This window comes from Olsenella phocaeensis (assembly GCF_900120385.1).
Classification (GTDB): domain Bacteria; phylum Actinomycetota; class Coriobacteriia; order Coriobacteriales; family Atopobiaceae; genus Olsenella_I; species Olsenella_I phocaeensis.
In genome coordinates this window covers 1,120,120-1,144,189 of sequence record NZ_LT635494.1, presented here as the reverse complement: position 1 = coordinate 1,144,189, position 24,070 = coordinate 1,120,120, and the positions used below count along the sequence as shown (strand labels likewise).

16 protein-coding genes, 1 tRNA gene and 3 pseudogenes are annotated in these 24,070 nt (G+C 67.4%); 11 read left to right on the top strand and 9 right to left on the bottom strand.

All coding sequences use genetic code 11. The features are described 5' to 3' along the window. The 3 genes from BQ7388_RS05465 to ffh all read left to right on the top strand — a co-directional run. Positions 1-1,141, top strand: a 1,141-nt coding sequence (locus tag BQ7388_RS05465) for an AAA family ATPase (protein ID WP_159430794.1), incomplete at its 5' end; no start/stop codon positions are given. After that, positions 1,141-2,046 carry a signal recognition particle-docking protein FtsY gene (gene ftsY / locus BQ7388_RS05460; protein WP_009279312.1) on the top strand — a complete coding sequence of 302 codons (906 nt, stop codon included), beginning with the start codon at positions 1,141-1,143 and terminating at the stop codon, positions 2,044-2,046. The genes BQ7388_RS05465 and ftsY, both read left to right, overlap by 1 nt. A gap of 3 nt (positions 2,047-2,049) precedes the next feature. Beyond that, positions 2,050-3,486: a signal recognition particle protein gene (ffh, locus tag BQ7388_RS05455; RefSeq protein ID WP_072499936.1), complete on the top strand. Its 1,437-nt coding sequence runs from the start codon at positions 2,050-2,052 to the stop codon at positions 3,484-3,486. A gap of 125 nt (positions 3,487-3,611) precedes the next feature. Here the strand turns inward: ffh and BQ7388_RS05450 are convergent, their stop codons facing one another. After that, the gene (locus tag BQ7388_RS05450) at positions 3,612-4,832 is read right to left on the bottom strand and encodes a L,D-transpeptidase family protein (protein WP_234946869.1); all 1,221 of its coding nucleotides are present in this window, start codon (positions 4,830-4,832) and stop codon (positions 3,612-3,614) included. A 47-nt stretch (positions 4,833-4,879) separates the two neighbouring features. Here BQ7388_RS05450 and BQ7388_RS05445 point away from each other — a divergent pair. Together BQ7388_RS05445 and BQ7388_RS05440 are read left to right on the top strand one after the other, a co-directional pair. Further along, positions 4,880-5,362, top strand: a pseudogene (locus BQ7388_RS05445) (signal recognition particle-docking protein FtsY); the annotation flags it as partial. A 3-nt stretch (positions 5,363-5,365) separates the two neighbouring features. Further along, positions 5,366-6,016: pseudogene (locus BQ7388_RS05440) on the top strand (signal recognition particle receptor subunit alpha); the annotation flags it as partial. A gap of 80 nt (positions 6,017-6,096) precedes the next feature. Here the strand turns inward: BQ7388_RS05440 and BQ7388_RS13475 are convergent. Beyond that, positions 6,097-6,492, bottom strand: a pseudogene (locus BQ7388_RS13475) (L,D-transpeptidase family protein); the annotation flags it as partial. A 326-nt stretch (positions 6,493-6,818) separates the two neighbouring features. Here BQ7388_RS13475 and BQ7388_RS05430 point away from each other — a divergent pair. Further along, positions 6,819-7,640, top strand: coding sequence for a TrmH family RNA methyltransferase (locus BQ7388_RS05430; RefSeq protein WP_072500465.1), 822 nt, complete (start codon positions 6,819-6,821; stop codon positions 7,638-7,640). A gap of 164 nt (positions 7,641-7,804) precedes the next feature. Here the strand turns inward: BQ7388_RS05430 and ftsH are convergent, their stop codons facing one another. From ftsH to BQ7388_RS05415, 3 genes are all read right to left on the bottom strand, one after another. Further along, on the bottom strand, positions 7,805-9,700 hold the full coding sequence (gene ftsH / locus BQ7388_RS05425) for an ATP-dependent zinc metalloprotease FtsH (RefSeq protein WP_062530996.1): 1,896 nt from the start codon (positions 9,698-9,700) through the stop codon (positions 7,805-7,807). Positions 9,701-9,925: 225 nt separating this feature from the next. Further along, positions 9,926-11,869 carry a fructose-1,6-bisphosphatase gene (locus BQ7388_RS05420; protein ID WP_083558280.1) on the bottom strand — a complete coding sequence of 648 codons (1,944 nt, stop codon included), beginning with the start codon at positions 11,867-11,869 and terminating at the stop codon, positions 9,926-9,928. A 338-nt stretch (positions 11,870-12,207) separates the two neighbouring features. Next, positions 12,208-13,302: a hypothetical protein gene (locus BQ7388_RS05415; protein ID WP_072499935.1), complete on the bottom strand. Its 1,095-nt coding sequence runs from the start codon at positions 13,300-13,302 to the stop codon at positions 12,208-12,210. Between the two features lie 752 nt (positions 13,303-14,054). On the opposite strand from BQ7388_RS05415, the gene ileS reads away from it, so the two are divergent. Together ileS and lspA are read left to right on the top strand one after the other, a co-directional pair. Then, positions 14,055-16,865: an isoleucine--tRNA ligase gene (ileS, locus tag BQ7388_RS05410; protein WP_072499934.1), complete on the top strand. Its 2,811-nt coding sequence runs from the start codon at positions 14,055-14,057 to the stop codon at positions 16,863-16,865. A 10-nt stretch (positions 16,866-16,875) separates the two neighbouring features. After that, positions 16,876-17,382 carry a signal peptidase II gene (gene lspA / locus BQ7388_RS05405; RefSeq protein ID WP_062531002.1) on the top strand — a complete coding sequence of 169 codons (507 nt, stop codon included), beginning with the start codon at positions 16,876-16,878 and terminating at the stop codon, positions 17,380-17,382. A 109-nt stretch (positions 17,383-17,491) separates the two neighbouring features. Here the strand turns inward: lspA and BQ7388_RS05400 are convergent, their stop codons facing one another. The 4 genes from BQ7388_RS05400 to BQ7388_RS05385 all read right to left on the bottom strand — a co-directional run bounded on the left by BQ7388_RS05400 (position 17,492) and on the right by BQ7388_RS05385 (position 20,974). After that, positions 17,492-18,646, bottom strand: a complete 1,155-nt coding sequence (locus BQ7388_RS05400) for a glycosyltransferase family 2 protein (RefSeq protein ID WP_072499933.1) — start codon at positions 18,644-18,646, stop codon at positions 17,492-17,494. Positions 18,647-18,744: 98 nt separating this feature from the next. Continuing rightward, positions 18,745-19,872, bottom strand: coding sequence for an ABC transporter ATP-binding protein (locus BQ7388_RS05395; protein WP_009279302.1), 1,128 nt, complete (start codon positions 19,870-19,872; stop codon positions 18,745-18,747). Between the two features lie 9 nt (positions 19,873-19,881). Next, the gene (locus tag BQ7388_RS05390; protein WP_009279301.1) at positions 19,882-20,718 is read right to left on the bottom strand and encodes an ABC transporter permease; all 837 of its coding nucleotides are present in this window, start codon (positions 20,716-20,718) and stop codon (positions 19,882-19,884) included. Positions 20,719-20,899: 181 nt separating this feature from the next. After that, positions 20,900-20,974: transfer RNA gene (locus BQ7388_RS05385), tRNA-Asn, on the bottom strand. A 281-nt stretch (positions 20,975-21,255) separates the two neighbouring features. Here BQ7388_RS05385 and pyrR point away from each other — a divergent pair. From pyrR to BQ7388_RS05370, 3 genes are read left to right on the top strand one after another with little or no spacing between them, the layout of a single operon-like run. After that, complete coding sequence (gene pyrR, locus BQ7388_RS05380; protein ID WP_009279300.1) at positions 21,256-21,828, top strand: bifunctional pyr operon transcriptional regulator/uracil phosphoribosyltransferase PyrR; 573 nt, start codon at positions 21,256-21,258, stop codon at positions 21,826-21,828. Beyond that, positions 21,829-22,764, top strand: coding sequence for an aspartate carbamoyltransferase catalytic subunit (locus BQ7388_RS05375; RefSeq protein WP_009279299.1), 936 nt, complete (start codon positions 21,829-21,831; stop codon positions 22,762-22,764). Then, positions 22,748-24,040 (top strand): dihydroorotase, encoded by a 1,293-nt coding sequence (locus BQ7388_RS05370; RefSeq protein ID WP_009279298.1) that lies wholly within the window; start codon positions 22,748-22,750, stop codon positions 24,038-24,040. The genes BQ7388_RS05375 and BQ7388_RS05370 overlap by 17 nt, the downstream gene beginning before the upstream one ends. Positions 24,041-24,070: the final 30 nt, after the last annotated feature.

Sequence of the window (24,070 nt, the reverse complement as noted above, 5' to 3'; positions counted from 1 at the left end):
CGCCGAGGGCAGGCTGTCTGACGCCCGCCTCAAGCTGGCGACCGTCTCCGAGCGGCGCAACCACCTCGCCGTGCGCGAGGAGGAGCTCTCGCGCCAGCTCGCCGACCTCGACCGGAGGCGGGGGACCATGGAGCGCAGCGCCCGCGCACTTGACGTCCTCCAGCTGAGGGTGGAGCCCCTGCACGGGCGCTACGAGGCCGTCCGCGAGCGGGCACTCGCCTGGGCGGCTCGCCTCAAGGACCGCGCGTCGCTTGCCGAGGCGGATTCCGACTCCCTCAAGAAGACCATCTCGGACGCACGCGAGGCGGTGGCACAGGCGAGCCGCGAGCTCGACGCCGCACGGGAGTCCTCGGGCGAGGTGAAGGTCGAGTCAGGCAAGATCGAGGTGCAGGTCCAGAACGCCATCCAGTCCATAGAGGGCAGCGGCTGGGGCCTCGACGACGCCCTCCGGCTCCCCGAGCCCGACGACCGCGCCCAGATGGAGCGCGACGTCGCCCGGCTCAAGGGTGACCTCGCCCACATCGGCCCCGTCAACGAGGTCGCCATGGACGAGTACGAGAGGCTCAAGGAGCGCGCGGACTACATCGGCGAGCAGGTCGAGGACCTCGAGAACGCCCGCAAGTCCCTGCAGAAGATCACCGCGGCGATCGAGCGCAAGATGCGCCGCCAGTTCCTGGTGGTCTTCGACCAGGTGAACGCGAACTTCTCCGAGATCTTCTCCCTGCTCTTCCCGGGCGGCCACGCCCACCTCGAGATGTGCGACCCCGACCACCTGGACGAGACGGGCATAGAGATCGTGGCCCAGCCGCGCGGCAAGCGCATCCAGAAGATGACGCTCATGAGCGGCGGCGAGAAGTCCCTCACCGCGCTCGCCCTCCTCTTTGCCGTCTACAAGACCAGGACGGTGCCCTTCTACGTGTTCGACGAGGTTGAGGCCGCCCTCGACGACTCCAACCTCTCCAAGTTGCTCGACGCCATCGAGCGGCTCAAGGACTCCACCCAGCTCATCGTCATCTCGCACCAGCGCAGGACGATGGAGCAGGCGGACGTCCTCTACGGCGTGTCAATGCAGGCCGACGGCGTGAGCCATGTGGTAAGCCAGCGCCTCGACCGTGCCAGCGGAAAGGTGGTGGAGGCCTGATGGGTCTTCGCGACAGGCTGCGCGAGGGTCTCACCCGCTCGCGCGAGGCGATATCCGAGATCTTCTACATGGGCGGCGAGGTGGACGAGGAGTTCTGGGAGGAGCTCGAGGATCGCCTCGTGATGGGTGACATGGGGGCGGAGGTGGCCATGCAGGTCACCGACGACCTGCGCGAACAGGCCGCGCGCGAGGGCCTCAGGACCTCCCGACAGCTGAAGGAGGCCCTCGCCCAGCGCATAGCGGGGGAGTTCGCGCATGCCGAGCGCGACCCCTTCCGGGACCTCCCGTCCTGCGTCCTCTTCGTGGGCATCAACGGGGCGGGGAAGACCACCACGGTGGGCAAGCTCGCCGGCGTCGCCCGCTCGGAGGGGCGCTCCTGCCTCGTGGGAGGCGCCGACACCTTCCGTGCCGCCGCGATCGAGCAGCTCCAGGTCTGGGGCGAGCGCGCGGGGGTCGAGGTCGTCACGCGGGAGCGCGGCGCCGACCCGGCGAGCGTCTGCTATGACGTGATCGAGAGGGCCGAGCGCGAGGGCTGCGACCTCGTGCTCATCGACACCGCAGGCCGCCTGCACACCTCCCCCGAGCTCATGCGCGAGCTCCAGAAGGTGGTCAAGGTGACGCGCAGGCGCGCGGGCATGCCCGTCTCGGTCGTGCTCGTCATAGACGCCACCACCGGGCAGAACGGCCTCGCCCAGGCCAAGGAGTTCAACGAGGCCCTCGAGCTCGACGGCCTCGTGGTGACCAAGCTCGACGGCACCGCCAAGGGCGGCATCGCCGTCGCCATATCGCATGACCTTGCCCTCCCCATCCTGCGCATAGGCGTGGGCGAGGGAATCGACGACCTCCAGAGCTTCGACGCGCTCGAGTTCTCGCGCGCGCTCGTGGGCGAGGGAGAGGGGGAGTAGACGATGTTCAACAGCCTTTCCGACCGCCTCCAGGGAACCTTCGACAAGCTGCGCGGCAAGGGCCGCCTCACGGAGGACGACATCAACGTCGCCATGCGAGAGATCCGCATGGCCCTGCTCGAGGCGGACGTCAACTACCGCGTCGTCAAGGGCTTTGTGGCGGCGTGCAAGGAGAAGTGTCTGACCTCCGAGGTCATGGAGTCCCTCACGCCCTCGCAGAACGTGGTGCGCATCGTCCTCGACCAGCTCACGCAGCTCCTGGGCTCGACCGAGTCCAAGCTCGTCCTGGCGCAGAACCGCACGCCCAACGTGATCATGCTCGTGGGCCTGCAGGGCTCGGGCAAGACAACGGCCGCGGCGAAGCTCGCCTACCTGCTCAAGCGGCAGGGTCACAGCCCCCTGCTCGCTGCCTGCGACCCCCACCGGCCGGCCGCCGCCGACCAGCTGGCGACCCTGGCGGGAGAGATCGGCGTCGGCGTCTGGCGCGGCGATGTCAAGGATGCCGTCCAGGTGGCCTCGGGAGCCATCCGGCAGGCCGTCGACCACCTCAACGACATCGTGATCGTGGACACGGCCGGCCGCCTGCAGATCGACGAGGAGATGATGCAGGAGGCCGTCGACATCAAGGCGGCCGTCAAGCCCGACCAGATCCTCATGGTGGTCGACGCCATGGCCGGCCAGGACGTGGTCAACGTCGTCTCGACCTTCGCCGAGCGCGTCGACTTCGACGGCGTGATCATGTCCAAGCTCGACGGCGACGCCCGTGGCGGCGGCGCGCTCTCGGTCCGCGAGGTCACCGGCAAGCCCATCAAGTTCGTCTCGATGGGGGAGAAGCCCGACTCCCTCGAGGTCTTCCACCCCGACCGCATGGCCAAGCGCATCCTGGGCATGGGCGACGTCGTGGGCATCATCGAGCAGGCCCAGCAGGTCGCCGACCAGCAGCAGGTCGAGGACGCCGAGCGCATGCTCCGCGAGGGCTTCACCATGGACGACTACCTCTCGCAGCTGCAGCAGATCCGCAAGATGGGCGGTCTCAAGAAGATGATCGGCATGCTGCCCGGAGGAGAGCGCATGCTGCAGCAGGCGGGCGGCCAGATGGGCGACGAGCAGATCGTGCGCATCGAGTCGATCATCCGTTCCATGAGCAAGGAGGAGCGCCTCAAGCCCAAGAAGATCAACGGCCAGCGCCGCAAGCGCATCGCCGCAGGGTCGGGCCGCAGCGTCCAGGAGGTCAACCAGGTCCTCAAGCAATGGGGCGAGATGAACAAGATGATGGGCAAGATGCGGCAGATGACGGGGGCTGCCGGCATGGGCTCCAAGAAGTCCATGCGCCAGATGCGCGGGATGATGCGTAACATGGGCATGGGCGGCGGCGTGGGAGGCATGGACCTCTCGGCGCTCCAGAAGATGTACGGTGGCAAGGGCGGTCGGAAGTTCTAGCGCCATTCGCCGCAGACAACCCGGTCAAGGAGGGCCGCGCTTCGGACCGTTGGGTTCCGGGGTGCGGCCTTTTGCTCGTCTAGGTTAGCTGTGCGAGAGGTACCAGCGCCCCTCTCGCCAGGCGACTAGTAATGCACCACCACGACGTCTCCGACCTTGGCCAGGTCGTACAACTCCTCTGCCTTCGCGCTGGGGAGGTTGATGCAGCCGTGGCTGCCGTCGGTCTGGTAGATGCTCCCGCCGAACCGCGAGCGCCAGCTCGCGTCGTGGAAGGCGTAGAGGTTGTCGATGAAGGGCACCCAGTAGCTCACGTGGCTGACGTAGTCCGGCTCCCCGTCGTGGTCCTCGTCGATGCCCTTGAGGGTCTGGTTGGTCCCCATGTGGGAGTTGACGGAATAGACGCCCTCCGGGGTGCCGTGGTCCTGGCTCGTGTTGCCGGAGACGAAGTCCGACTCCCAGACGAGGCTACCGCCGTCATACATGCGGGCGTGCTGGTTCGTGAGGTCGACGTCGATGTAGCGGTCCCCCCAGTCGGCGGCGCCACGCTTCCCGTACTGCGCGGCGGTGCTCGACCAGGGGAGCTCGACGGAGGTGGCGCTGCCGGCCCTCACGTTCTGTGCGAGGGTTTCCGCGAGCTCGGTGCCGTTGAGGTTCCAGCCGTAGCGTCCGCCACTCACCTTGATGGTGACCCCGTCGGGACGCGTGTACGTGCGCGTGGTGCCCACCGTGTCGAGCTGGCGCGAGAGCTCGCCCGTGGTCCAGGCCTTGATAGCCTCATCGTCCAGGGTGACGGAGAGGTCGTCCTGGACGTGGACCCACTCGGCGATCCTGCCGGCGTCGACCGTTGCGACGGCATTGCCGTCGACCGTGAGGGTCTGGGTCGCGGCGAGGTAGGAGTTGGCAGTCTTGACGGCCTCTGCGAGCCGCCCGTCGCCCGAGAGGATGCTGGGCTGCGCGAGCGCCGACTCGTCGAGCGCAAGCGATGTAGCGCCCTCCTTAAGCGCGGAGCCGACGGCCTTGGTCACGCTCGCGGCGTCGAGGGCCGTTCCCGCCTTCTCGGGGCTCACCACGAAGCCGGAGCTCGTCGGGTCATAGCCGACCGAGGCGTTCACGGGCTGGGTGGCATGGGCGTTGACGGCGTCCACGGCCTTTCCCACCAGCCCGTCGAGCTTGGACGCGTCGAAGGAGGCCTGGGGCCGCACGTCCACCTTGCTGCCCCTAATCGCGGCGACGGGCCAGGCCCAGGCGTTGGTCTGCGCGAGCGCGTCGCGGGCGAAGGCGTCGACGTCGCAGCTGAGGTCCACGTCCGACGCCGAGACCTTGAGGTCGAGTCCCTCGCCCGACACGGCGAGCGCGTAGCTGCTGGTGGCGACGGTCTGCTGTCGGGCCANAGCAGCTCCAGGTCTGGGGCGAGCGCGCGGGGGTCGAGGTCGTCACGCGGGAGCGCGGCGCCGACCCGGCGAGCGTCTGCTATGACGTGATCGAGAGGGCCGAGCGCGAGGGCTGCGACCTCGTGCTCATCGACACCGCAGGCCGCCTGCACACCTCCCCCGAGCTCATGCGCGAGCTCCAGAAGGTGGTCAAGGTGACGCGCAGGCGCGCGGGCATGCCCGTCTCGGTCGTGCTCGTCATAGACGCCACCACCGGGCAGAACGGCCTCGCCCAGGCCAAGGAGTTCAACGAGGCCCTCGAGCTCGACGGCCTCGTGGTGACCAAGCTCGACGGCACCGCCAAGGGCGGCATCGCCGTCGCCATATCGCATGACCTTGCCCTCCCCATCCTGCGCATAGGCGTGGGCGAGGGAATCGACGACCTCCAGAGCTTCGACGCGCTCGAGTTCTCGCGCGCGCTCGTGGGCGAGGGAGAGGGGGAGTAGACGATGTTCAACAGCCTTTCCGACCGCCTCCAGGGAACCTTCGACAAGCTGCGCGGCAAGGGCCGCCTCACGGAGGACGACATCAACGTCGCCATGCGAGAGATCCGCATGGCCCTGCTCGAGGCGGACGTCAACTACCGCGTCGTCAAGGGCTTTGTGGCGGCGTGCAAGGAGAAGTGTCTGACCTCCGAGGTCATGGAGTCCCTCACGCCCTCGCAGAACGTGGTGCGCATCGTCCTCGACCAGCTCACGCAGCTCCTGGGCTCGACCGAGTCCAAGCTCGTCCTGGCGCAGAACCGCACGCCCAACGTGATCATGCTCGTGGGCCTGCAGGGCTCGGGCAAGACAACGGCCGCGGCGAAGCTCGCCTACCTGCTCAAGAGGCAGGGTCACAGCCCCCTGCTCGCTGCCTGCGACACCCACCGGCCGGCCGCCGCCGACCAGCTGGCGACCCTGGCGGGAGAGATCGGCGTCGGCGTCTGGCGCGGCGATGTCAAGGATGCCGTCCAGGTGGCCTCGGGAGCCATCCGGCAGGCCGTCGACCACCTCAACGACATCGTGATCGTGGACACGGCCGGCCGCCTGCAGATCGACGAGGAGATGATGCAGGAGGCCGTCGACATCAAGGCGGCCGTCAAGCCCGACCAGATCCTCANGAGCGCAAGCGATGTAGCGCCCTCCTTAAGCGCGGAGCCGACGGCCTTGGTCACGCTCGCGGCGTCGAGGGCCGTTCCCGCCTTCTCGGGGCTCACCACGAAGCCGGAGCTCGTCGGGTCATAGCCGACCGAGGCGTTCACGGGCTGGGTGGCATGGGCGTTGACGGCGTCCACGGCCTTTCCCACCAGCCCGTCGAGCTTGGACGCGTCGAAGGAGGCCTGGGGCCGCACGTCCACCTTGCTGCCCCTAATCGCGGCGACGGGCCAGGCCCAGGCGTTGGTCTGCGCGAGCGCGTCGCGGGCGAAGGCGTCGACGTCGCAGCTGAGGTCCACGTCCGACGCCGAGACCTTGAGGTCGAGTCCCTCGCCCGACACGGCGAGCGCGTAGCTGCTGGTGGCGACGGTCTGCTGTCGGGCCACGGAGGCCGGCGTCTCGAGCGAGACGTCGACGCCGTTGACCGAGGTGTTGGGCATGAAGACGTTGGACCAGACTGCGACGCCGCCCAGGTAGACCGCGGCGAGACCAGCCACCACGGCGGCCGCGACCTTGGGGGCGCGGCCGGAGCCACCCCTGCCGGGGGTCTCGTCCTGGCGCGTTGGCCCGTCGGCGGGGGAGAAGTGCGAGCCGATCCTCGAGCGGCTGAGGGAGCTCAGCGCCGGGTCGGGCACGAAGGGTGTCGTCTTGGGGTCCTCTTGCAGGCTCATGGCCTCATCCCTTGGTACGTCGTCATTTCCTGCTGCATGGGTAGGGAGTAATAGTACCCTTCGGCTAGGGCATTCTACCAATGGAGGGCGCAACGATGGCAATTCTTCGCATGGCGACGGAGGGCGACCCGCGCCTCGACCCCTACCTACGACTCACCGACCGCCAGCTCAGGAGCCTTCGCGACGAGTTGGAGGCAAGGTGCGTCCTCGAGTCTCTCAACGTCATCGAGCTGGCCGTGGGAGAGGGCCTGGAGCTCGAGTCCGTCCTCGTGGACGAGAGGCACCTGGGCACCCTGCTCGGGCGCGTCCCGCAGCTCGAGGAAGCCGGACTGCCCATCTACTGCTGCGACCGGGAGCTGCTCCAGGACGTGACGGGCATCAGCAAGTCGAGGGGATATCTCGCGGTCGCCCGCAGGCCCCGGCCCCTCTCCGCCGCCGAGGCGCTCTGCGGGGCGTGTCGCGTCGCCGTGCTCGAGAGCCTGGTCGACATCACCAACGTCGGCGCCCTCTTCCGCTCCGCGGCTGCCTTGGGGGTCGACGCGATGCTCCTCTCGCCCAGCTGTGCCGACCCGCTCAACCGACGCGCCATCAGGGTGTCCATGGGAACGGTGTTCAAGCTTCCCTGGGCCGTCGCCGAGGGCGACTGGCCCGGAGACGCCTTCGACGCGCTCCGCTCCGAGGGCTTCCACGTCACGGGCATGGCGCTCGTGGAGGGCGCCCTGCGGCTCGACGACACGTCGCTCAAGGAGCACTCGCGCCTCGCGCTCGCATTTGGCAGCGAGGGCTGGGGGCTCAGCCGCGAGGCGCTCGCCGCCTGCGACGACTGCGCCATCATCCCGATGTCCGCGGGCGTGGACTCCCTCAACGTGGCTGCCAGCAGCGCCGTCGCCTTCTGGGAGCTCTGCGCGAGGCGCTAGGCTCGTCCCCTCCCCACGCTCCTCCATCCGCACGCCGCCCTCGCGCCGGACCTGGAGGAGCGTGCCGACAGAAAGGGCCCCGCCCTCTCCGAATAGGAAAGCGTGGGCTTGATGCTCTTCGCTTGCCGATCGGAGAGGGCGGGGCCTGGGATTGGAGCGTTGCGCTAGTCCTGCTGGTACTTGGGCGCGAAGCCGTCGTCGCGGTTGAGGATGTTCATGAACTCCTCGCCGGTGATGGTCTCCTTCTTCTGCAGGTAGTGCGAAATCTCGTGCAGCTTGAAGCGATTCTCGCGCAGGGTCCTGAGGGCGGTCTGGTGGCCCTCCTCCACGAGCGCGCGCACCTCCTCGTCCACCTCGCGGGCGGTGCCCTCCGAGCAGGTGAGCTGGGAGCCGCCACCCAGGTAGCGGTTGGTCGTCTCGCCCAGGGCGGTCATGCCGAACTTGTCCGACATACCCAGCTGGGTCACCATCGCCCGGGCGATCTTGGTGGCCTTCTCGATGTCGTTCGCGGCACCTGAGGTCATGTGGCCGAAGATCAGCTCCTCCGCCGCGCGCCCGCCGCAGAGCACGGCGATGCGCTGCTTGTACTCCTCGCGGGTGGTGAGGTAGTGCTCGTCCTCCTCCGCCTGCATGGTGAAGCCCAGGGCGCCCGAGGTGCGGGGCACGATGGTGATCTTCGAGACGGGGGCCTTGCCGTCCTGCACGGCGGCGACGATGGCATGGCCGGTTTCGTGGTAGGCGACGACCTCCTTCTCGTGCTCCGAGAGGACCGTCGACTTCTTCTTCTCGCCGGCGATGACGGTGTCCACGGACTCCTCGATGTCGGTCTGGGTGACCTTCTTGCGTCCCATGCGCACCGCGCGCAGCGCCGCCTCGTTGATCATGTTGGCGAGGTCGGCCCCCGAGGCGCCGGGGGTCTGGCGCGCCACGGCGCCGAAGTCGACGCCGCCCTCCATCTTCACGTCGTTGGCGTGGAGCTTGAGGATGGACTCGCGGCCCGCGAGGTCGGGGAGCTCGACGGGGATGCGGCGGTCGAAGCGGCCGGGGCGCAGGAGCGCCGGGTCGAGGGAGTCGGGACGGTTGGTGGCGGCGAGCACCACGATGCCCTTGTGGTTGTCGAAGCCGTCCATCTCGGCCAGGAGCTGGTTCAGGGTCTGCTCGCGCTCGTCGTTGGTGCTCAGGCCCGCGTCACGCCTCTTGCCCACGGTGTCGATCTCGTCGATGAAGATGATGCAGGGCGCCTTCTCCTTGGCCTGCTTGAAGAGGTCACGTACCTTGGCGGCGCCGCGGCCGACGAACATCTCGACGAACTCGGAGCCGCTGATGGAGAAGAAGGGCACCTTGGCCTCGCCGGCGACGGCCTTGGCGAGCAGGGTCTTGCCGGTGCCCGGAGGGCCCACGAGCAGGGCGCCCCTGGGGCAGCGCGCGCCGATCTGGTTGTACTTCTCGGGGCTCTCGAGGAAGCTCACTATCTCCTCCAAGGACTCCTTGGCCTCGTCCTGGCCGGCGACGTCCTGGAAGGTTATGCCGGTCTCCTCCCCCTTGACCTCCTTGGCGCCGGAGCGCCCGAGCCCTGCGCCTCCCAGGCCAAAGCCACCGCCGAAGTTCATCGAGGGTCCGTCCTCGCCCATGGACTTCTTGAGCCTGCGGTTGAGCAGCCAGCCGCCGCCGAAGATGAAGAGCAGAGGGAGGCCATACGAGAGCAGCAGGTAGAACCACACGCTGGAGCTCTGGTCGGGGATGTTTGCCGATATGTCGACGTTGTGCTGTCGAAGCTTGTCAACCAGCGTCGAGTCGCCGGGGAACTGCGTGGTCTCGTATATCTTCTCGCTGTCGCCCTCCCCGGTGGTGAAGCGGATCTTGCCGTTCGAGGTGTCGAGCTGGAGCTGCCTCACCTCGTCCGAGTCCACCATCCCGAGGAACTGGCTGTAGCTGACGCTGGTCACCTGGCTGCTCACGATGCTGGGGTAGAGCGTCGTCCGAACAGCGATGGCCAGGGCGATGGCGATGACCATGTAGAGGATCATCGACTGTCGCTTCTTCCTGTTGTCCATCTCCATCTGGCATTTCTCCTTCTGCCGTGCCTCTGGGCGCGTGCTGGTGTTCGAGCCGTGATTCCCCCGTCCCCTCGCGAGGGGGCGGTTCTGCTTTAGATACCCAAGTTGGGGCGCTTCACTCCCGCTCCACAGGAAGTGGGGCGGGGGAGAGGCGCCTTCCCCCTGCCGCGGAAGCAGGTCGCATGCGAGGCGCATTCGTGCCGGGATGCGGGCCCTCTCGCCTTCGCCCTAGGGGCGCTTGCCCTCGCCCATGCGGCCGGAGCGGTAGGCGTCGAGGAGGCGAGAGAGGTCCTGGATCTGCGCGCGAATGCTGCGCCCGGTGTCGGTGTCGGCGATTTTGAGGGGACGGTCGGCCTGCTCGATGACGGTGACGTCGCTCTCTATGTCCGCGTTCTGGTCGAGTGCCGCGTCCACGCCCTGGAAGGGCTCGTGCGCCTTGATGCGCATGCCGCCCGCGCCGAAGATGAGCGTGTAGCCCGCGATGCCGGTCTTCTTGTGGTAGGCATGGCAGAAGCCGCCGTCTATCACGAGGAGCCTCCCCCCGGCGCGGCAGGGGCTCTCGCCCGCGCGCGCCCTCACGGGGGTGTGGCCGTTGATGATGTGCGAGTGCCTCCCGGTGAGTCCGAACTCCGCGAGCACGCGCTCGCAGACCTCAGGGGAGTTGGTCAGACGGTAGTAGGGGTCCTCCGGCTCCTCCCACGTCGCGCGGTCGGCCACGAAGGTGCGCTCGAAGGTCTTGACGACGCGGCCCGAGAGCGGGGAGTGCCGGCCGCACCAGAGGTACCACATCCAGTCCAGCGCGGGCTGGTCCCCCCGCGTCCACGCGCGGCGCGCGATGCGGTCGCAGAAGTCCATGTACCCGCGGCCCGCGTACTTGACGCCCTCGCCCGTGACGGTGCTGGGGCGCCCGTCCTCGTCGAGCGGCAGGCAGCCATGGAAGAGCAGGTTGCCGTTGCGCACGAGGTAGAGGCTGCCGTGCTCGTAGAGGAAGGCGACGTGGCGACGCAGGCGGTCGCTCGCGCGGAAGGACTTGACCAGGCCGCGCACGACCTCGGCCTCCTCGGGGTCGAGCTCGTAGGGGTGGGCCGTGTTGATGGTGGGGAAGTCGCAGGTCCTGAGCTCGTGCTCCTGTCCGCCGATGGCCACCGTGCCGTCCACCACGTCGATCTTGTCCAGGAGCAGGCGGTCCTGCATGCCGAAGTCGGGGTGCCTCTGGATGAGCTGGCCCTCGAGCTTGAAGAGGATCACGCTGATGGCCTTCTCCATGGGGGAGATGACGTCATAGTCCACATAGGTCTTCTCGGCGAAGAGGGCGAGCTGGCGCAGGCTGATGCCATAGGCGCTCTCGAGCACCTCGAGGGTGCGATAGCGCACGTTGGCGCGGACGACGGCGGCCACGCAGGCCTCGGAGCCGGCCACCGCGCCCATCCAGCAGATGTCGTGGTTGCCCCACTGGATGTCGAGCGAATGGTAGGCCATCAGGCGCTCGATGATCTTGTCGGCGTGCGCGCCCCGGTCAAAGAGGTCGCCTACCACGTGCAGGTGGTCGACGGCGAGTCGCTTGATGAGCGAGCTCAGCGACACGAGGAAGTCATCGGCGGAACCTGTGCCCACGATCGACGAGATGATCTGCTCGTGGTACTCGTGGCGGCTCGTCTCTCCCTGGCCGGAGGCGTGCAGCAGCTCGTCGATGATGTAGGCGTACTCGACGGGCATCGCCTTGCGCACCTTGGAGCGGGTGTAGAAGCCCGAGAGGTAACGGGCAAGGCGCACCAGGCGGAAGAGCGTCGCCGCATACCACTCGTCGGTGTTGGCGCCCGCCGCGCGCACGCGGGCGAGCTTCTGCTTGGGATAGTAGATGAGGGTGCAGAGGTCGGCGCGCTGGCCGCTCCCGAGCTCGGTCGCGAAGATGCGGTCCACCTGCTCGCGGATGACGCCGGAGCAGTTGTTGAGGATGTGCTCGAAGGCCTCGTCCTCGCCGTGGACGTCGCTCATGAAGTGCTCGGTGCCCTTGGGCAGGTTGAGGATGGCCTCGAGGTTGATGATCTCGGTGAAGGCCGAGCGCATGGTGGGGAAGTTCTGCGAGAGGAGCCTAAGGTAACGGAGGTCGTCAGGGCCTCCGTGAGCCTCGTCCGCCGTCGTGCCCGTCGGTTCCAGAGCCTCGCCTGCCAAGGTGTCCCGCCCTTCTCCCCGTCGCGGCCGCGCCAGCTGGGACGAGGCCGCGGAACTCTTGTGCCATGTGCCCATCGTTGGGGACGGCGGCGTCTCTTTCAATGCGCAAGCTGTGGATTTCCGTGCGTGGTAGCCTACGGGCGGCATGGGCGCCGCTTGGCTGCGTGGTCGCGGCGCTTGTGTGGCGTCGGGCTCCGGTGGCGTCAGGCCATCCGTCTTGCCTTTCGACACGGAATTCGCGCAATTCTCGTCAAAAAGCGTGGCAAAAGACAAGATGGATGGCTGGACCCGCCCATCGATCGCCTTGCCGTCGCGTACGGAGCGGCTCTTCGACCATGTCAGCGGCCACCTTCCGGCTCGCGCGCCAGCCGGCTCCTCGGCCAGACCCGCTTGCAGCGCAGCCTCCAGCCGCCAAGCTCCATGGGACGCCACTCTTCCCTGAAGGGGCTTCGCAGGCGAGAGGGGCGTCCCGGCCGCGGGATGCCGTAGCGTTCCAGGAGCGACTCGAAGAAGCCCAGCCTGCAGACGTCCGCAAACGAGAAGCGCATGACGCGCACGCCCGCGGCGCTCAGCCTCGACTCGCGCAACCGTTCCTCCGCCAGTACCTCGACGGCGCTGCGACCCTTGGTCATCTGCGGGTTCACGTACTTCTCGCGCCCGTCCAGCTCGCCGGCGACCCGGTTCCCGTCCGGCAGCGTCCAGAGGAAGTCGACCCGGTAGCTGCGTCCGGGGGCGAACGGGTCCGGCACCTCGACCTGGAGCTCCGGAAGCTCGAAGCCCAGCTCGAGCATCGCTGCGCGGGCGATGGACTCCCCGCCGCTCTCGGCGCGGGGGTCGGCGTGCCGCAGGATGCCAAGCGCCCGGCGGAGTCCCGGCTCGCCGTGATGGAGGGCGATCAGGCGGTCGGCGAGGGTCTCCCAGTCGTCCAGTCCCATGGCCGCCATGCCCGAGTCCGCCACCGCGAGGCCGTCCCTGAAGCCAAGCCTCCTCAGGCAGTCGTAGACGCTCTGCGCAAGGTCGGTGACGTGGACGCCGTCTTTCCAGCACGCCCCTCGTGCCGACGTCGCGTGCCGAACGATTGCTCCGGTGCTTCTCGTGGGCGAGCCAGGGCTGCTCAGGACGTGGAGGGTCCCGACCTCCCGGAGGGGCACCGACAGCCCATGGGCCAGCGCCGCGGACACGTCGCAGAACACCCAGCCGGGATGCCTGGCGCAGAGCGCCCTCATCTTCCAGAGGGCCCTTTCCGGCTCTGTCTGCGCGGCCCAGGCGCTCGTGCGGACGTAGAGGCCATGATGAGGGGAGACCAGCGCGCCCTTGGCTCGCAGCCTCTGCAGCTTTGCCGCGTCCGCCCTCGTGTCGGCATGGACGAGTCTGCGCTCGCGCTCTCCGGCGTCGAGTAGCTTGCCAATCCTCTGGTCCGCGTCGCGCGACATCTCCGCTCCCCCTCCTCGTGCCCTGTGCTTGCTTGGGAGGCAAAGATACCTGTGGGAGGCGTCGTGCGCCTGCGTGAAGCTGCACGATGCCCGCAGGCGAGAGCCGCAGCCTCCTCTCAGGCGCCATTGCCAGGAGCCGCCCGACGCACCATCTTGTCTTTCGCCACGGAATGTGAGCGATTCTCGCCAAAAAGCGTGGCAATAGACAAGATGGACGACCGGGCGTCCGAAAGGCGGCGGGTCTGGCAGGCGACGGCCGGCCGGGCAGCCGAAAGATGGCGGCCTCGGCAGGCGACGGCCGGCCGCATGTGGTGAGCCTGGCGGACCTTGGACGACCGCCACGCGTACCGCCGGCGTGGAGGGTCCGTTCGCCCGCGCATTGCTACCGCCTGCGTGCTATCATCTCTCCCATCAAAAGCTGTGAAGGGGAAGAGTACCCGGGGCAGCGTGGCCAACAGAGAGCGACGAGGCTGAGAAGTCGCGGCCACGTCCCGGAGAACATCACCCCGGAGCCGCGGCCCCAAAGCGGGCGCGACCGGCAACGGGTCGCACGCTCGCGAGTAGGCGCCGTCGGAGTGGCCGCCGTCACAGGCCAGCCGAGTTTGGCGGATTTCCGCTCGCTGGGTGGTCACAAGCGAAGTGTCGTGCGAGCGCTTCGTCCCAGCAGGAGGGACGGGCGCTTTTTTCATGCGTCCGGAGGGGACGCACCCGCGGCGCGCGGGGGCGAAGGGCACGAGAGGAAGGGCGCGAGCGTGGCAAACGAGTACAAGAAGACGATGAACCTCCCCAAGACGGGGTTCCCCATGAGGGCGGGCCTGGCCCAGAACGAGCCGAAGCGCCTGGCCGAGTGGGAGGCCAACGACGTCTACGGGCAGATGCTCAAGAAGAACGAGGGGCACGAGAAGTTCGTCCTCCACGACGGCCCTCCCTACGCCAACGGGCCCATCCACCTCGGCCACGCGCAGAACAAGATCTCCAAGGACATCATCAACCGCTACTGGTCCATGCGCGGCTACCAGACCCCCTACGTGCCCGGCTGGGACTGCCACGGCCAGCCCATCGAGCACAAGGTCGAGGAGATGCTGGGCACCGAGAAGTTCAACCAGCTTCCCACGGAGAAGATCCGCGAGCTCTGCCGCAAGATGGCCGTCGAGCAGGTCGACACCCAGCGCCAGGGCTTCAAGCGCCTGGGCGTCCTCGCCGAGTGGGACAACCCCTACCTGACCTACGTCAACGACTATGACGCCACCGACGTGGAGATCTTCAAGGCGATCTTCGACAAGGGCGCCATCTACCGCGGCCGCAAGCCCGTGCATTGGTGCACCCACTGCCACACGGCGCTCGCCGAGGCGGAGATCGAGTACTCCGACGAGGTCTCGCCCGCCATCTTCGTCCGCTTCCGGATGACCACCGCGCCAGCCGGCCTCGAGCCCTATGCCGACTCGCTCTTCGTCGACATCTGGACCACGACGCCCTGGACGCTTCCTGCCGACGACGCCGTCATCCTCCATCCCGAGGCGAGCTACGTCGCCGTGCGGGTCGACGGCAGGGTCGAGCTCATGGCAGAGGCCCTGCAGGAGAGGTGCTGCGCCAAGTTTGGCTACGAGGGCGCCGAGCTCGTGCGCGACGCCGACGGCGAGCCCTGGCACGCGACGGGCACCGAGCTCCAGGGCAACCGCTACAGGCAGCCGATCTTCGGCGACCAGGGCGAGGAGGGCGTGTTCATCTTTGCCGACTACGTCACCCTGGACGACGGCACTGGCATCGTGCACAGCGCCCCCGGCCACGGCGTGGACGACTACAACGCCGGCATGCGCTTCGGCGTGCCCGTGGTCATGCCCGTCGACGACGACGGCCGCTTCTACGTGGGAGACGGCATGGGGACCGGCGGCCCCTGGGGCGGCATGGAGGTCAACGAGGCCAACCCCAAGATCATCGAGTGGCTCGACGAGCGCGGCGCGCTGATTCTCCACGAGGACATCAACCACAGCTACCCCCACTGCTGGCGCTGCAAGAACCCGGTCATCTTCCGTGCCACCAGCCAGTGGTTCGTCTCCATGGACAAGACCGGCCTCAGGAGGCAGGCGCTCGAGGAGCTCTCGCACGTCGACTTCTATCCCGCGCACTCCGTCAAGCGCATCGGCTCCATGGTCGAGGGCCGTCCGGACTGGTGCATCAGCCGCCAGCGCAACTGGGGCGTGCCCATCCCCGCCTACACCTGCCAGGACTGCGGCGAGACCGTGATGAACGACCAGACCCTCGACGCCGTGATCGAGCTCTTCCGCGAACGGGGCTCCGACTGCTGGTTCACCGAGGACCCCGCCAGCTACCTGGGCGACGCCTGCGTCTGCCCCAAGTGTGGAGGGCACCACCTCAAGGCCAACAAGGACATCCTGGACGTCTGGTGGGACTCCGGCGTGAGCCACACCGCCGTCTGCCGTCACCGCGACAACCTGCAGTTCCCCGCGGACATGTACCTCGAGGGCTCCGACCAGCACCGCGGTTGGTTCATGAGCTCGCTCATGACCTCCGTCGGCGCGTATGGCGTGGCCCCCTACAAGTCCGTGGTGAGCCAGGGCTTCACCCTGGACGGCAAGGGCCGCAAGATGTCCAAGTCCCTGGGCAACGTGATCGACCCCAACGCCGAGTGCGACACCCGCGGCGCCGACATCCTGCGCCTCTGGGTCTCGTCCGTCGACACCTCGACCGACGTCCCCTGCGACGACAGCATCCTCGAGCACGTGGGCGACGCCTACCGCAAGATCCGCAACACCCTCCGCTTCCTCCTGGGGGAGCTCGAGGGCCAGTTCGACCTCGTGGCCGACGGCCTGCCCGTCGAGGGGCTCCTGCCGTACGACCGCCTCGCCCTCGCCCGCATGTGCCAGGTGCACGACGAGGTCTCGCGCGCCTACGAGGGCTACCGGTTCAACGTGGTCTACCGCACCCTGTACGACTACATCATCACCGAGCTCTCCAACGACTACCTCAACGCGACGAAGGACCGCAGCTACTGCGGCGCCCCCGGCAGCGTCGAGCGCCGGAGCGCCCAGACCGTCTGGTCGTACGTCCTCTCCATGCTGGTCCACGACTTCCAGCCCATCCTCGCCTACACCACCGACGAGGCCATGGCGTTCTTGCCCGAGTCCCTGCGCGACGGCCAGCGCTACGCCGCGCTCCTCGACTGGTTCCAGGCACCGATGCAGGCGTCAGAGTACGAGCCGCTCCTCGCCACGTACCAGGCGATGGTCGACGCCCGCGGCGCCTTCACCAAGGCCTATGACGAGGCGCTCGCCTCCGGCGTGGTGAGCGAGAAGACCACCCAGGCCACGCGCGCCGAGCTCACCCTGACCAAGGACGCCTTCGCGCTCCTCGCAGGCGATGGCGCCCCCGACCTCGCCGAGGCCTTCGTGTGCTCCGAGGTCTGCGTCCACGAGGGAGAGGCGCTCTCCTGCGAGGTCCTTCCCGCCAACGGGGAGAAGTGCCCCCGCTGCTGGAACTGGCGCGAGCTGGGCGAGGATGGACTCTGCGCGCGCTGCTCCTCCGTCGTCGGCGCGACAGAGTAGGAGGGCTGACGTGGACGCCACGAGGCCCCTGTCCCGTCGCGGAATGCGCTCCGTGGCCTTCCTCCTTGCTGTGTGCCTCGTCGTGGTGGTCGACCAGGCGGTCAAGGCCGCGGTGCGCGCCCTCTATCCGGTGGGGGAGGGAGAGACGCTGATTCCCGGCGTGCTCGACCTCCTGCACGTGGAGAACACGGGCGCCGCCTTCAGCATGGCGCGCGGCATGGGCCCGCTGCTGGTGGTCATAGCCATCGCGGTCCTCGCCGGCTGCGTGGCCCTGGTTTGGAGGGAGGACATCCCGCTGCCCCTTGCCGTTGCCATCGGCTGCGTCGCCGGTGGGGGAGTGGGCAACATGATCGACCGCCTCTTCCAGGGCTCGGTGACCGACTTCCTCGCCACGCGCTTCGTGGACTTCCCGGTGTTCAACGTCGCGGACGTCTTCGTGACCTGCGGAGTGGCCGTCTCCGTCGTGGGCTACTACCTCTGGGACCTGAGGGGGGAGAGGGGCCCCTCTGCGACGTAGGCCGTCGAACAGTCATGCCAGCGAAGCGCAGGGCCCGCAGCCACATGGCTGCGGGCCCTGCGCTTCACATGGTCTTGCGACCTGGGCGGCACGTCCCTCTCCCCGCATCCTAGATCGAGGCGGAGTGCGTGGACGTCGGCTTGACGAGGCCCTTCTCCGCCGCGCGCCTGCGGGCGAAGATGCCCAGGCGCGAGAGGGCGAAGGCAGGTCCGTTGGTGCACCAGCTGTAGAAGAACTCGCCCACGAGGCTCCTGAGGTAGGGGAGGTCGCTGAAGGGGACCGGCTCGTAGCCGGAAAGCCTGAAGTAGGTGCGCTTGAAGGAGCCCGAGAGCGTGACTATCGATGCCACGACCTTGGGGTCCATGCGCCTGAACATCTGGCTGATCCACTCCCTGACCTCGGGGATCTCGAGCCCGAACTCGTCGATGGCGGCACCCGCGTAGCGGAAGCCGATCACATAGAAGGACCTCAGGATGCCCTCGTCGGTGACGCCGCAGCGGTCGATGACGTCGGCCATGTCGTTCCAGCGCTCGAACGAGAGCCCCGCCTTCCTGAGCACCGACGAGGAGCCGGGAAGGTCCTCTCGGTAGCAGTAGAAGGGCTCGTTTATGTAGACGATGGACTTGGCCAGGACGCAGGTCTGGATCAGGAAGGGGTTGTCCACCCAGCCGGCGCCGGGCACCTCCATGAAGCGTATGTCGTTCTGCGTCAGGAAGTCGCGCCGGTAGATGGCGGACCAGATCGAGGGGTGGTGCTGGATGAGGCGGGGGCAGTCCGCGAGCGTGAAGGGCTCGTCCTCGGGCTTGATGCGACCGTAGTAGGAGCACATGTAGAGGTGCTCCTGCGGGGTCGTGGGCATCCAGACACGTATGTAGGGCGTCTTGACCATGTCGGGCAGGCCGTGGCGCTCGGCGCACTCGAACATGACGTCGAACATGTGGGGGCGCAGGTAGTCGTCGGGCTCCAGGATGCCGACGTAGGTCCCGCGCGCCTCGGAGATCCCGCGGTTCATGTTGGCGCCGTAGCCCGAGTTCTCCTTGTCGATGACGCGCACGCGGGGGTCGCGCGCCTCGTGCTCGCGCATGATGGCCAGCGAGCCGTCGGTGGAGCCATCGTTCACGACGATGACCTCGAGCGAGCAGCGGTCATTTGCCTCGAGCGAGCTCAGCGCCTGGTCCAGGAAGGCCTCGGTGTTGTAGCAGGGAACGATGACGCTGACGTCGATGCCGTCCTGCGCCGTCCTCGTCGGGGCCACGTCTGTCATGCTCTCTTCCGTTTCTGGGCGAGGCGTCGCCCGGTCGCTTCCAAAGGAATTCGAAGGCGAGGACGTCCGCGCCCTCGCCTGGTGCGCGCGTCTAGCACCTAGCCGGCCAGCCGCTTGTAGGCGTCGCAGACCTCGTCGGTGGGGCCCACCATCCGCATCTTGCCCTTCTCGATCCAGCAGACGCGGTCGCAGATGCGTTCCACCAGGTCGATGGAGTGGCTCACGAGCAGGACGGTGACGCCGTCCGACTGGACGAGCTCCTTGATGCGGCGCTCGCACTTCTTCTGGAAGAGGAAGTCACCCACGGAGAGCGTCTCGTCGACGATCAGGATGTCGGGCTCGGTGATGGTCGCGATGGAGAAGGCGATGCGCGCCACCATACCGCTGGAGTAGTTCTTGAGCGGCATGTCCATGAAGTTCTGGAGCTCGGCGAACTCGACGATGTCCTGGAAGTGGGCGTCGATGAACTCCTTGCGATACCCCAGGAGTGCGCCGTTGAGGTAGATGTTCTCCTTGGCCGTGAGGTCCATGTCAAAGCCCGCGCCGAGCTCGATGAGGGGCGCGATGGTGCCCGTGACCTTGCAGCTGCCCTCGCTGGCGTCCAGCACGCCCGCGATGATCTTGAGCATGGTGGACTTGCCGGAGCCGTTGGTCCCCACGAGGCCGAAGGCCTCGCCGCGCTTGACCTCGAAGTCGATGTGGTCGAGCGCGCGGAACTCCTTGAACTTGAGCTCGTGTCGGGCGAGGGCGAGGAAGTACTCCTTGAGTGAGTTGAACTGCTCGGACGCGATGTTGAAGATCATCGAGACGTCTTTGACCTCGACCACGCTGGGCGCGTCCGCCGAGGGCAGGGGAGGCCTCCTGAAGCTCTCGTCCTCCTGGACGGTGACCCAGCGCGACGCCTCCATCACGACACCCGTGTGCTTGTGCCGCACGCTGACGCAGAGCCAGAACGAGCCGGTCTGCGGCGGGATGAAGCCCCATTGGGACTGGTCGTCGTAGACGCCGGAGCTGCCGTGGAGCGGCCCGTCCTCCTCCACGTCGAGCGACCAGCGATAGCGGAACTCGAGGTCCGTCCACTCCACGGCTCCCTCCACGTGGGCTGTCGCGAAGATGGGGGTCGCGTCGTCGACCGTGTCGGCCGAGAGCTTGAGGGTCACGCCCCAGCCGGGCCCCTCGGGGCTCGCTGGCGTCGCGCCGGAAACGTTGCTGCTGGTCTCGGACACGAGCTGCTCCTAGATGTAGAGGATGAACTTGCGCTCGTTCTTGCGGAAGACGAGCGCGCCGACCGCGAGCGAGACGACGGCGCAGCCCGCGCAGGCGAGGTTGAGCTTGAGGGAGGGCATGCGCCCGTAGAGGACGAGCTCCCTGATGTAGCGCACGTAGTGGTACATGGGGTTGAAGACCTCGAGGGAGCGGAGCCAGCCGGGAAGGATCTCCTCCGCGTAGAAGAGCGGCGTGGCATAGGTCCAGGCGGTGAGCACGACGCCCCAGAGGTGCATCACGTCGCGGAAGAAGACCGAGGCGGCGGAGAGGAGCAGCGAGAGGCCGGCGCAGAAGGTCCCCAGGTAGAGGACAAGGAGGGGCAGCATCAGGACGTAGACGGTGGGGGAGATGCCCACGAAGCCCATGACGAGCGCGACGGCGATGAGCGAGAAGACGAAGTTCACGACGGCGAAGAGGACCTTCTCGATGGGGAAGACCCAGCGGTCGATCTTGACCTTCTTGAGGAGCGACGCAGCCCCTATGATCGACGACATGCCCTGGCTCGTGGACTCGCTCATGAGCGAGAAGGTCACGTTGCCCAGGATGATGTAGAGCGGGAAGCTCGGGATGCCCTCCGCGGAGCGGCCGGCCAGGGCGGAGAACACCACCGCCATGACCGCCATCATCATGAGCGGGTTGAGGACGCTCCATGCGACGCCCAGGGCGCTGCGGCGATACTTGAGCTTGAAGTCCTTCGACACGAGCTGGCGCAGGATCGAGGCGTTGCGCTCGCCGGCGGGATACCACGCGTCCTCTCGGGATGTCCTCTGGGCCTTGGGCACGCCTGTGCTCGGAGCTTCTTCCAAGGTTCCTCCTGGGTATGAAATGCCTGCCCACATGCAGGTAGATGCCATGTTTGCACTAATCCTTTTAATGCTATCACACCAATGGCGGCCTCATGCAAACGCCAGACAGCACCAGGCGACGGGCATGCGGCCCGCCCATGGAAAAGGCCCGCGGGAACGAGTCCCACGGGCCTGATGCGTCTGGCTCCCCGGGCAGGATTCGAACCTGCGACACGCTGATTAACAGTCAGCTGCGCTACCACTGCGCCACCGGGGAATTCGTCGTGCGCTGTGCACGGGTGACTAGTATAGCCAAGAGAGACGGTCCTGCAAGCATGAATTTCTGGATTTTTTTCGCCCGAGGAGCAGGTCTGGCAAGGGTGGCGAATCGCCCTTGCCAGCCGACGGAATTCGTGTATCGTTCTCCTTGACCTTTAAGCGCGGTACGAGATACCGGTAAGGTGCGGGACCGATGCGTCCCTACATAGCCTCATCCCAGGTGTCTTGTACCGTCGACAGACGGTCAGGGCATTTTTTTCTAGTTCTGGGAGGAGAGCAATGGAACAGTCCAGACCCAAGGCGACCATCATGGACGGCCAGGCGATGGAGCGGGCGGTGACCCGCATAGCCCACGAGATAATCGAGCACAACGAGGGGGCCCAGCACATCGCGCTGGTCGGCATCATCCGTCGCGGAGAGACCCTGGCCAACAGGCTCGCCGAGGCCATCGAGAGGATCGAGGGCTCGCGTCCCCAGATCGGGTCGTTGGACATCAGCTTCTACCGTGACGACGTCATGCGCAACATCGCGCCCGTGCTGCACGCCACCAACATCCCCTTCTCGGTCGACGGCAAGGACATTGTCCTCGTGGACGACGTCCTCTACACCGGTCGCACGGTGCGCTCTGCCCTCAACGCGCTCATGGACTACGGCCGCCCCAAGACCGTCCAGCTGGCGGTCATGGTCGACCGCGGGCACCGCGAGCTGCCCATCCGAGCCGACTACGTGGGCAAGAACGTGCCCTCCTCCCACGAGGAGGACGTGCGCGTCTGCGTGGAGGCCCTCGACGGCCGCGACAGCGTCGAGATCTGGGACGTCAACAGCGAGAAGAACTCCGGAGGTGCCAGGTAAATGCTCTCGGTCAAGCATCTCATCGACACGTACAGCCTCACTGCCGATGACATAACGCAGATCCTCGACACGGCCGCCTCCTTCGAGTCGGTCAACAACCGCGCCATCAAGAAGGTCCCCGCCCTGCGCGGCCGCACCATCGTCAACCTCTTCCTCGAGCCCTCCACCCGCACCAAGAGCTCCTTCGAGCTGGCCGAGAAGCGCCTCTCGGCGGACAGCCTGAGCATGGGGGGCTCCACCTCGTCGGTCGTCAAGGGAGAGAGCCTGGCGGACACCATCCAGACCATCGACGCCATGAACGTCGACATGTTCATCTGCCGCGCCAAGCTGGCGGGCACCCCGCAGAAGATCACCGAGAACACCGACGCCGTGGTGATCAACGCCGGCGACGGGAAGCACCAGCATCCGACGCAGGCGATGCTCGACCTCTACACCATCCGCAAGAACTTCGGGCACCTGGACGGGCTGAAGGTCGCCATCGTGGGCGACCTCGCGCACAGCCGCGTCTGCGGGTCACTGGCGCCCGCGCTCAAGACCATGGGCGCCGACGTCACGCTGGTCGGCCCCCCGACCTTCCAGGTGGACGACCCCGACTGGTTTGGCTGCCCCCAGACCGCGAGCCTCGACGAGGTCATCGAGGACATGGACGTCGTCTACATGCTCCGCGTGCAGCTGGAGCGCATGGAGGGCGCGGCGATTCCCTCCCGCCGCGAGTACAACCGCCTCTACGGCCTTGACATGAAGCGCGTGAGCCGCATGAAGGACGATGCGATCATCTGCCACCCCGGCCCCATGAACCGCGGCATGGAGATCAACGCCGACGTGGCCGACTGCGCGCGCTCGAGGATCCTCGACCAGGTCAATGCCGGTGTCCTCACCCGCATGGCCGAGATGTACCTGCTTCTGGGAGGAGAGAACAATGCCGTTTCTGCTTAAGGCTGCCCACGTCGTCGACCCTCAGCTTGGCCTGGACGACGTCCGTGACGTGCTCGTGGACGACAAGGAGGTCGTCGCGGTCAAGGAGTCGCTCGAGGCCCCCGAGGGCTGCGAGGTCATCGACTGCTCCGGCAAGTACCTCCTTCCCGGTCTGGTGGACATGCACGTCCACTTCCGCGACCCCGGCTTCGAGTACAAGGAGACCCTCGAGACCGGCGCCCGCGCGGCCACGCACGGCGGCTTCACCGACGTCGCCACGATGCCCAACACCGACCCCGTGATCGACACCGGCACCGGCGTGCGCTACCAGATCGACCGCGCGCACGCCGCGGGGCTCTGCCACGTGCGTCCCATCGGGGCCCTGACCCGCGGACAGAGGGGCGAGGCCCTGGCCGAGATCGGCGACATGGTGATGGAGGGCGCCTGCGCCTTCTCCGACGACGGGCACGGAGTCCAGAGTGCCGGCATCATGCGCACCTGCATGGACTACGTCTCCCAGTTCGACCGCGTGGCCATCGCGCACTGCGAGGACGAGTCGCTCACGGCACACGGCGTCATCAACGAGGGCAGGGCCTCCACGAGGCTCGGCATGTTCGGCTGGCCCGCGCTGGGCGAGGAGATGGAGATCTATCGCGACATCGAGCTCTGCCGACTCACCGGCTGCCCGCTGCACATCGCGCACATCTCGACGAAGAAGGGGCTCGACCTTGTCAAGGCCGCCAAGGCTGAGGGCCTGCCCGTCACCTGCGAGGTGACCCCGCACCACCTCTTCCTCAACGAGGACGACATCACCGACGCCTACGACACCAACCTCAAGATGAACCCACCCCTGCGCCTTCCCTCCGACATGGAGGCGCTGGTCGAGGGCATCCTGGACGGGTCGATCGACTGCGTCGTGACCGACCATGCCCCCCACGCCCAGCACGAGAAGGACTGCGAGTGGGAGATAGCCTTCTTTGGCACCGTCGGGCTCGAGACCTCGCTTCCCCTCATGCTTACTCACCTTGTGCGCACGGGCCGCATGAGCTGGGATCGCCTGGTCGAGGTCATGGCGGTCAACCCGCGCCGCATCCTCAGGCTGCGCCCCGTCCGCGTCGAGGCGGGGTCGCGCGCGGACCTCACGCTGGTCGACCCCGAGCTCGAGGTCAAGGTGGACGAGGACTACCTCCAGGGGCTCTCGAAGAACTCCGCCTTCCTGGGGCAGACCCTCGTCGGTGCCGCCACGGACGTCTTCGTGGACGGTCGCCGCACCCTGGTCGATGGCGTCGTCGCCTAGCCTGGGCCTCTGTCGGACAGGAGGCGTCCC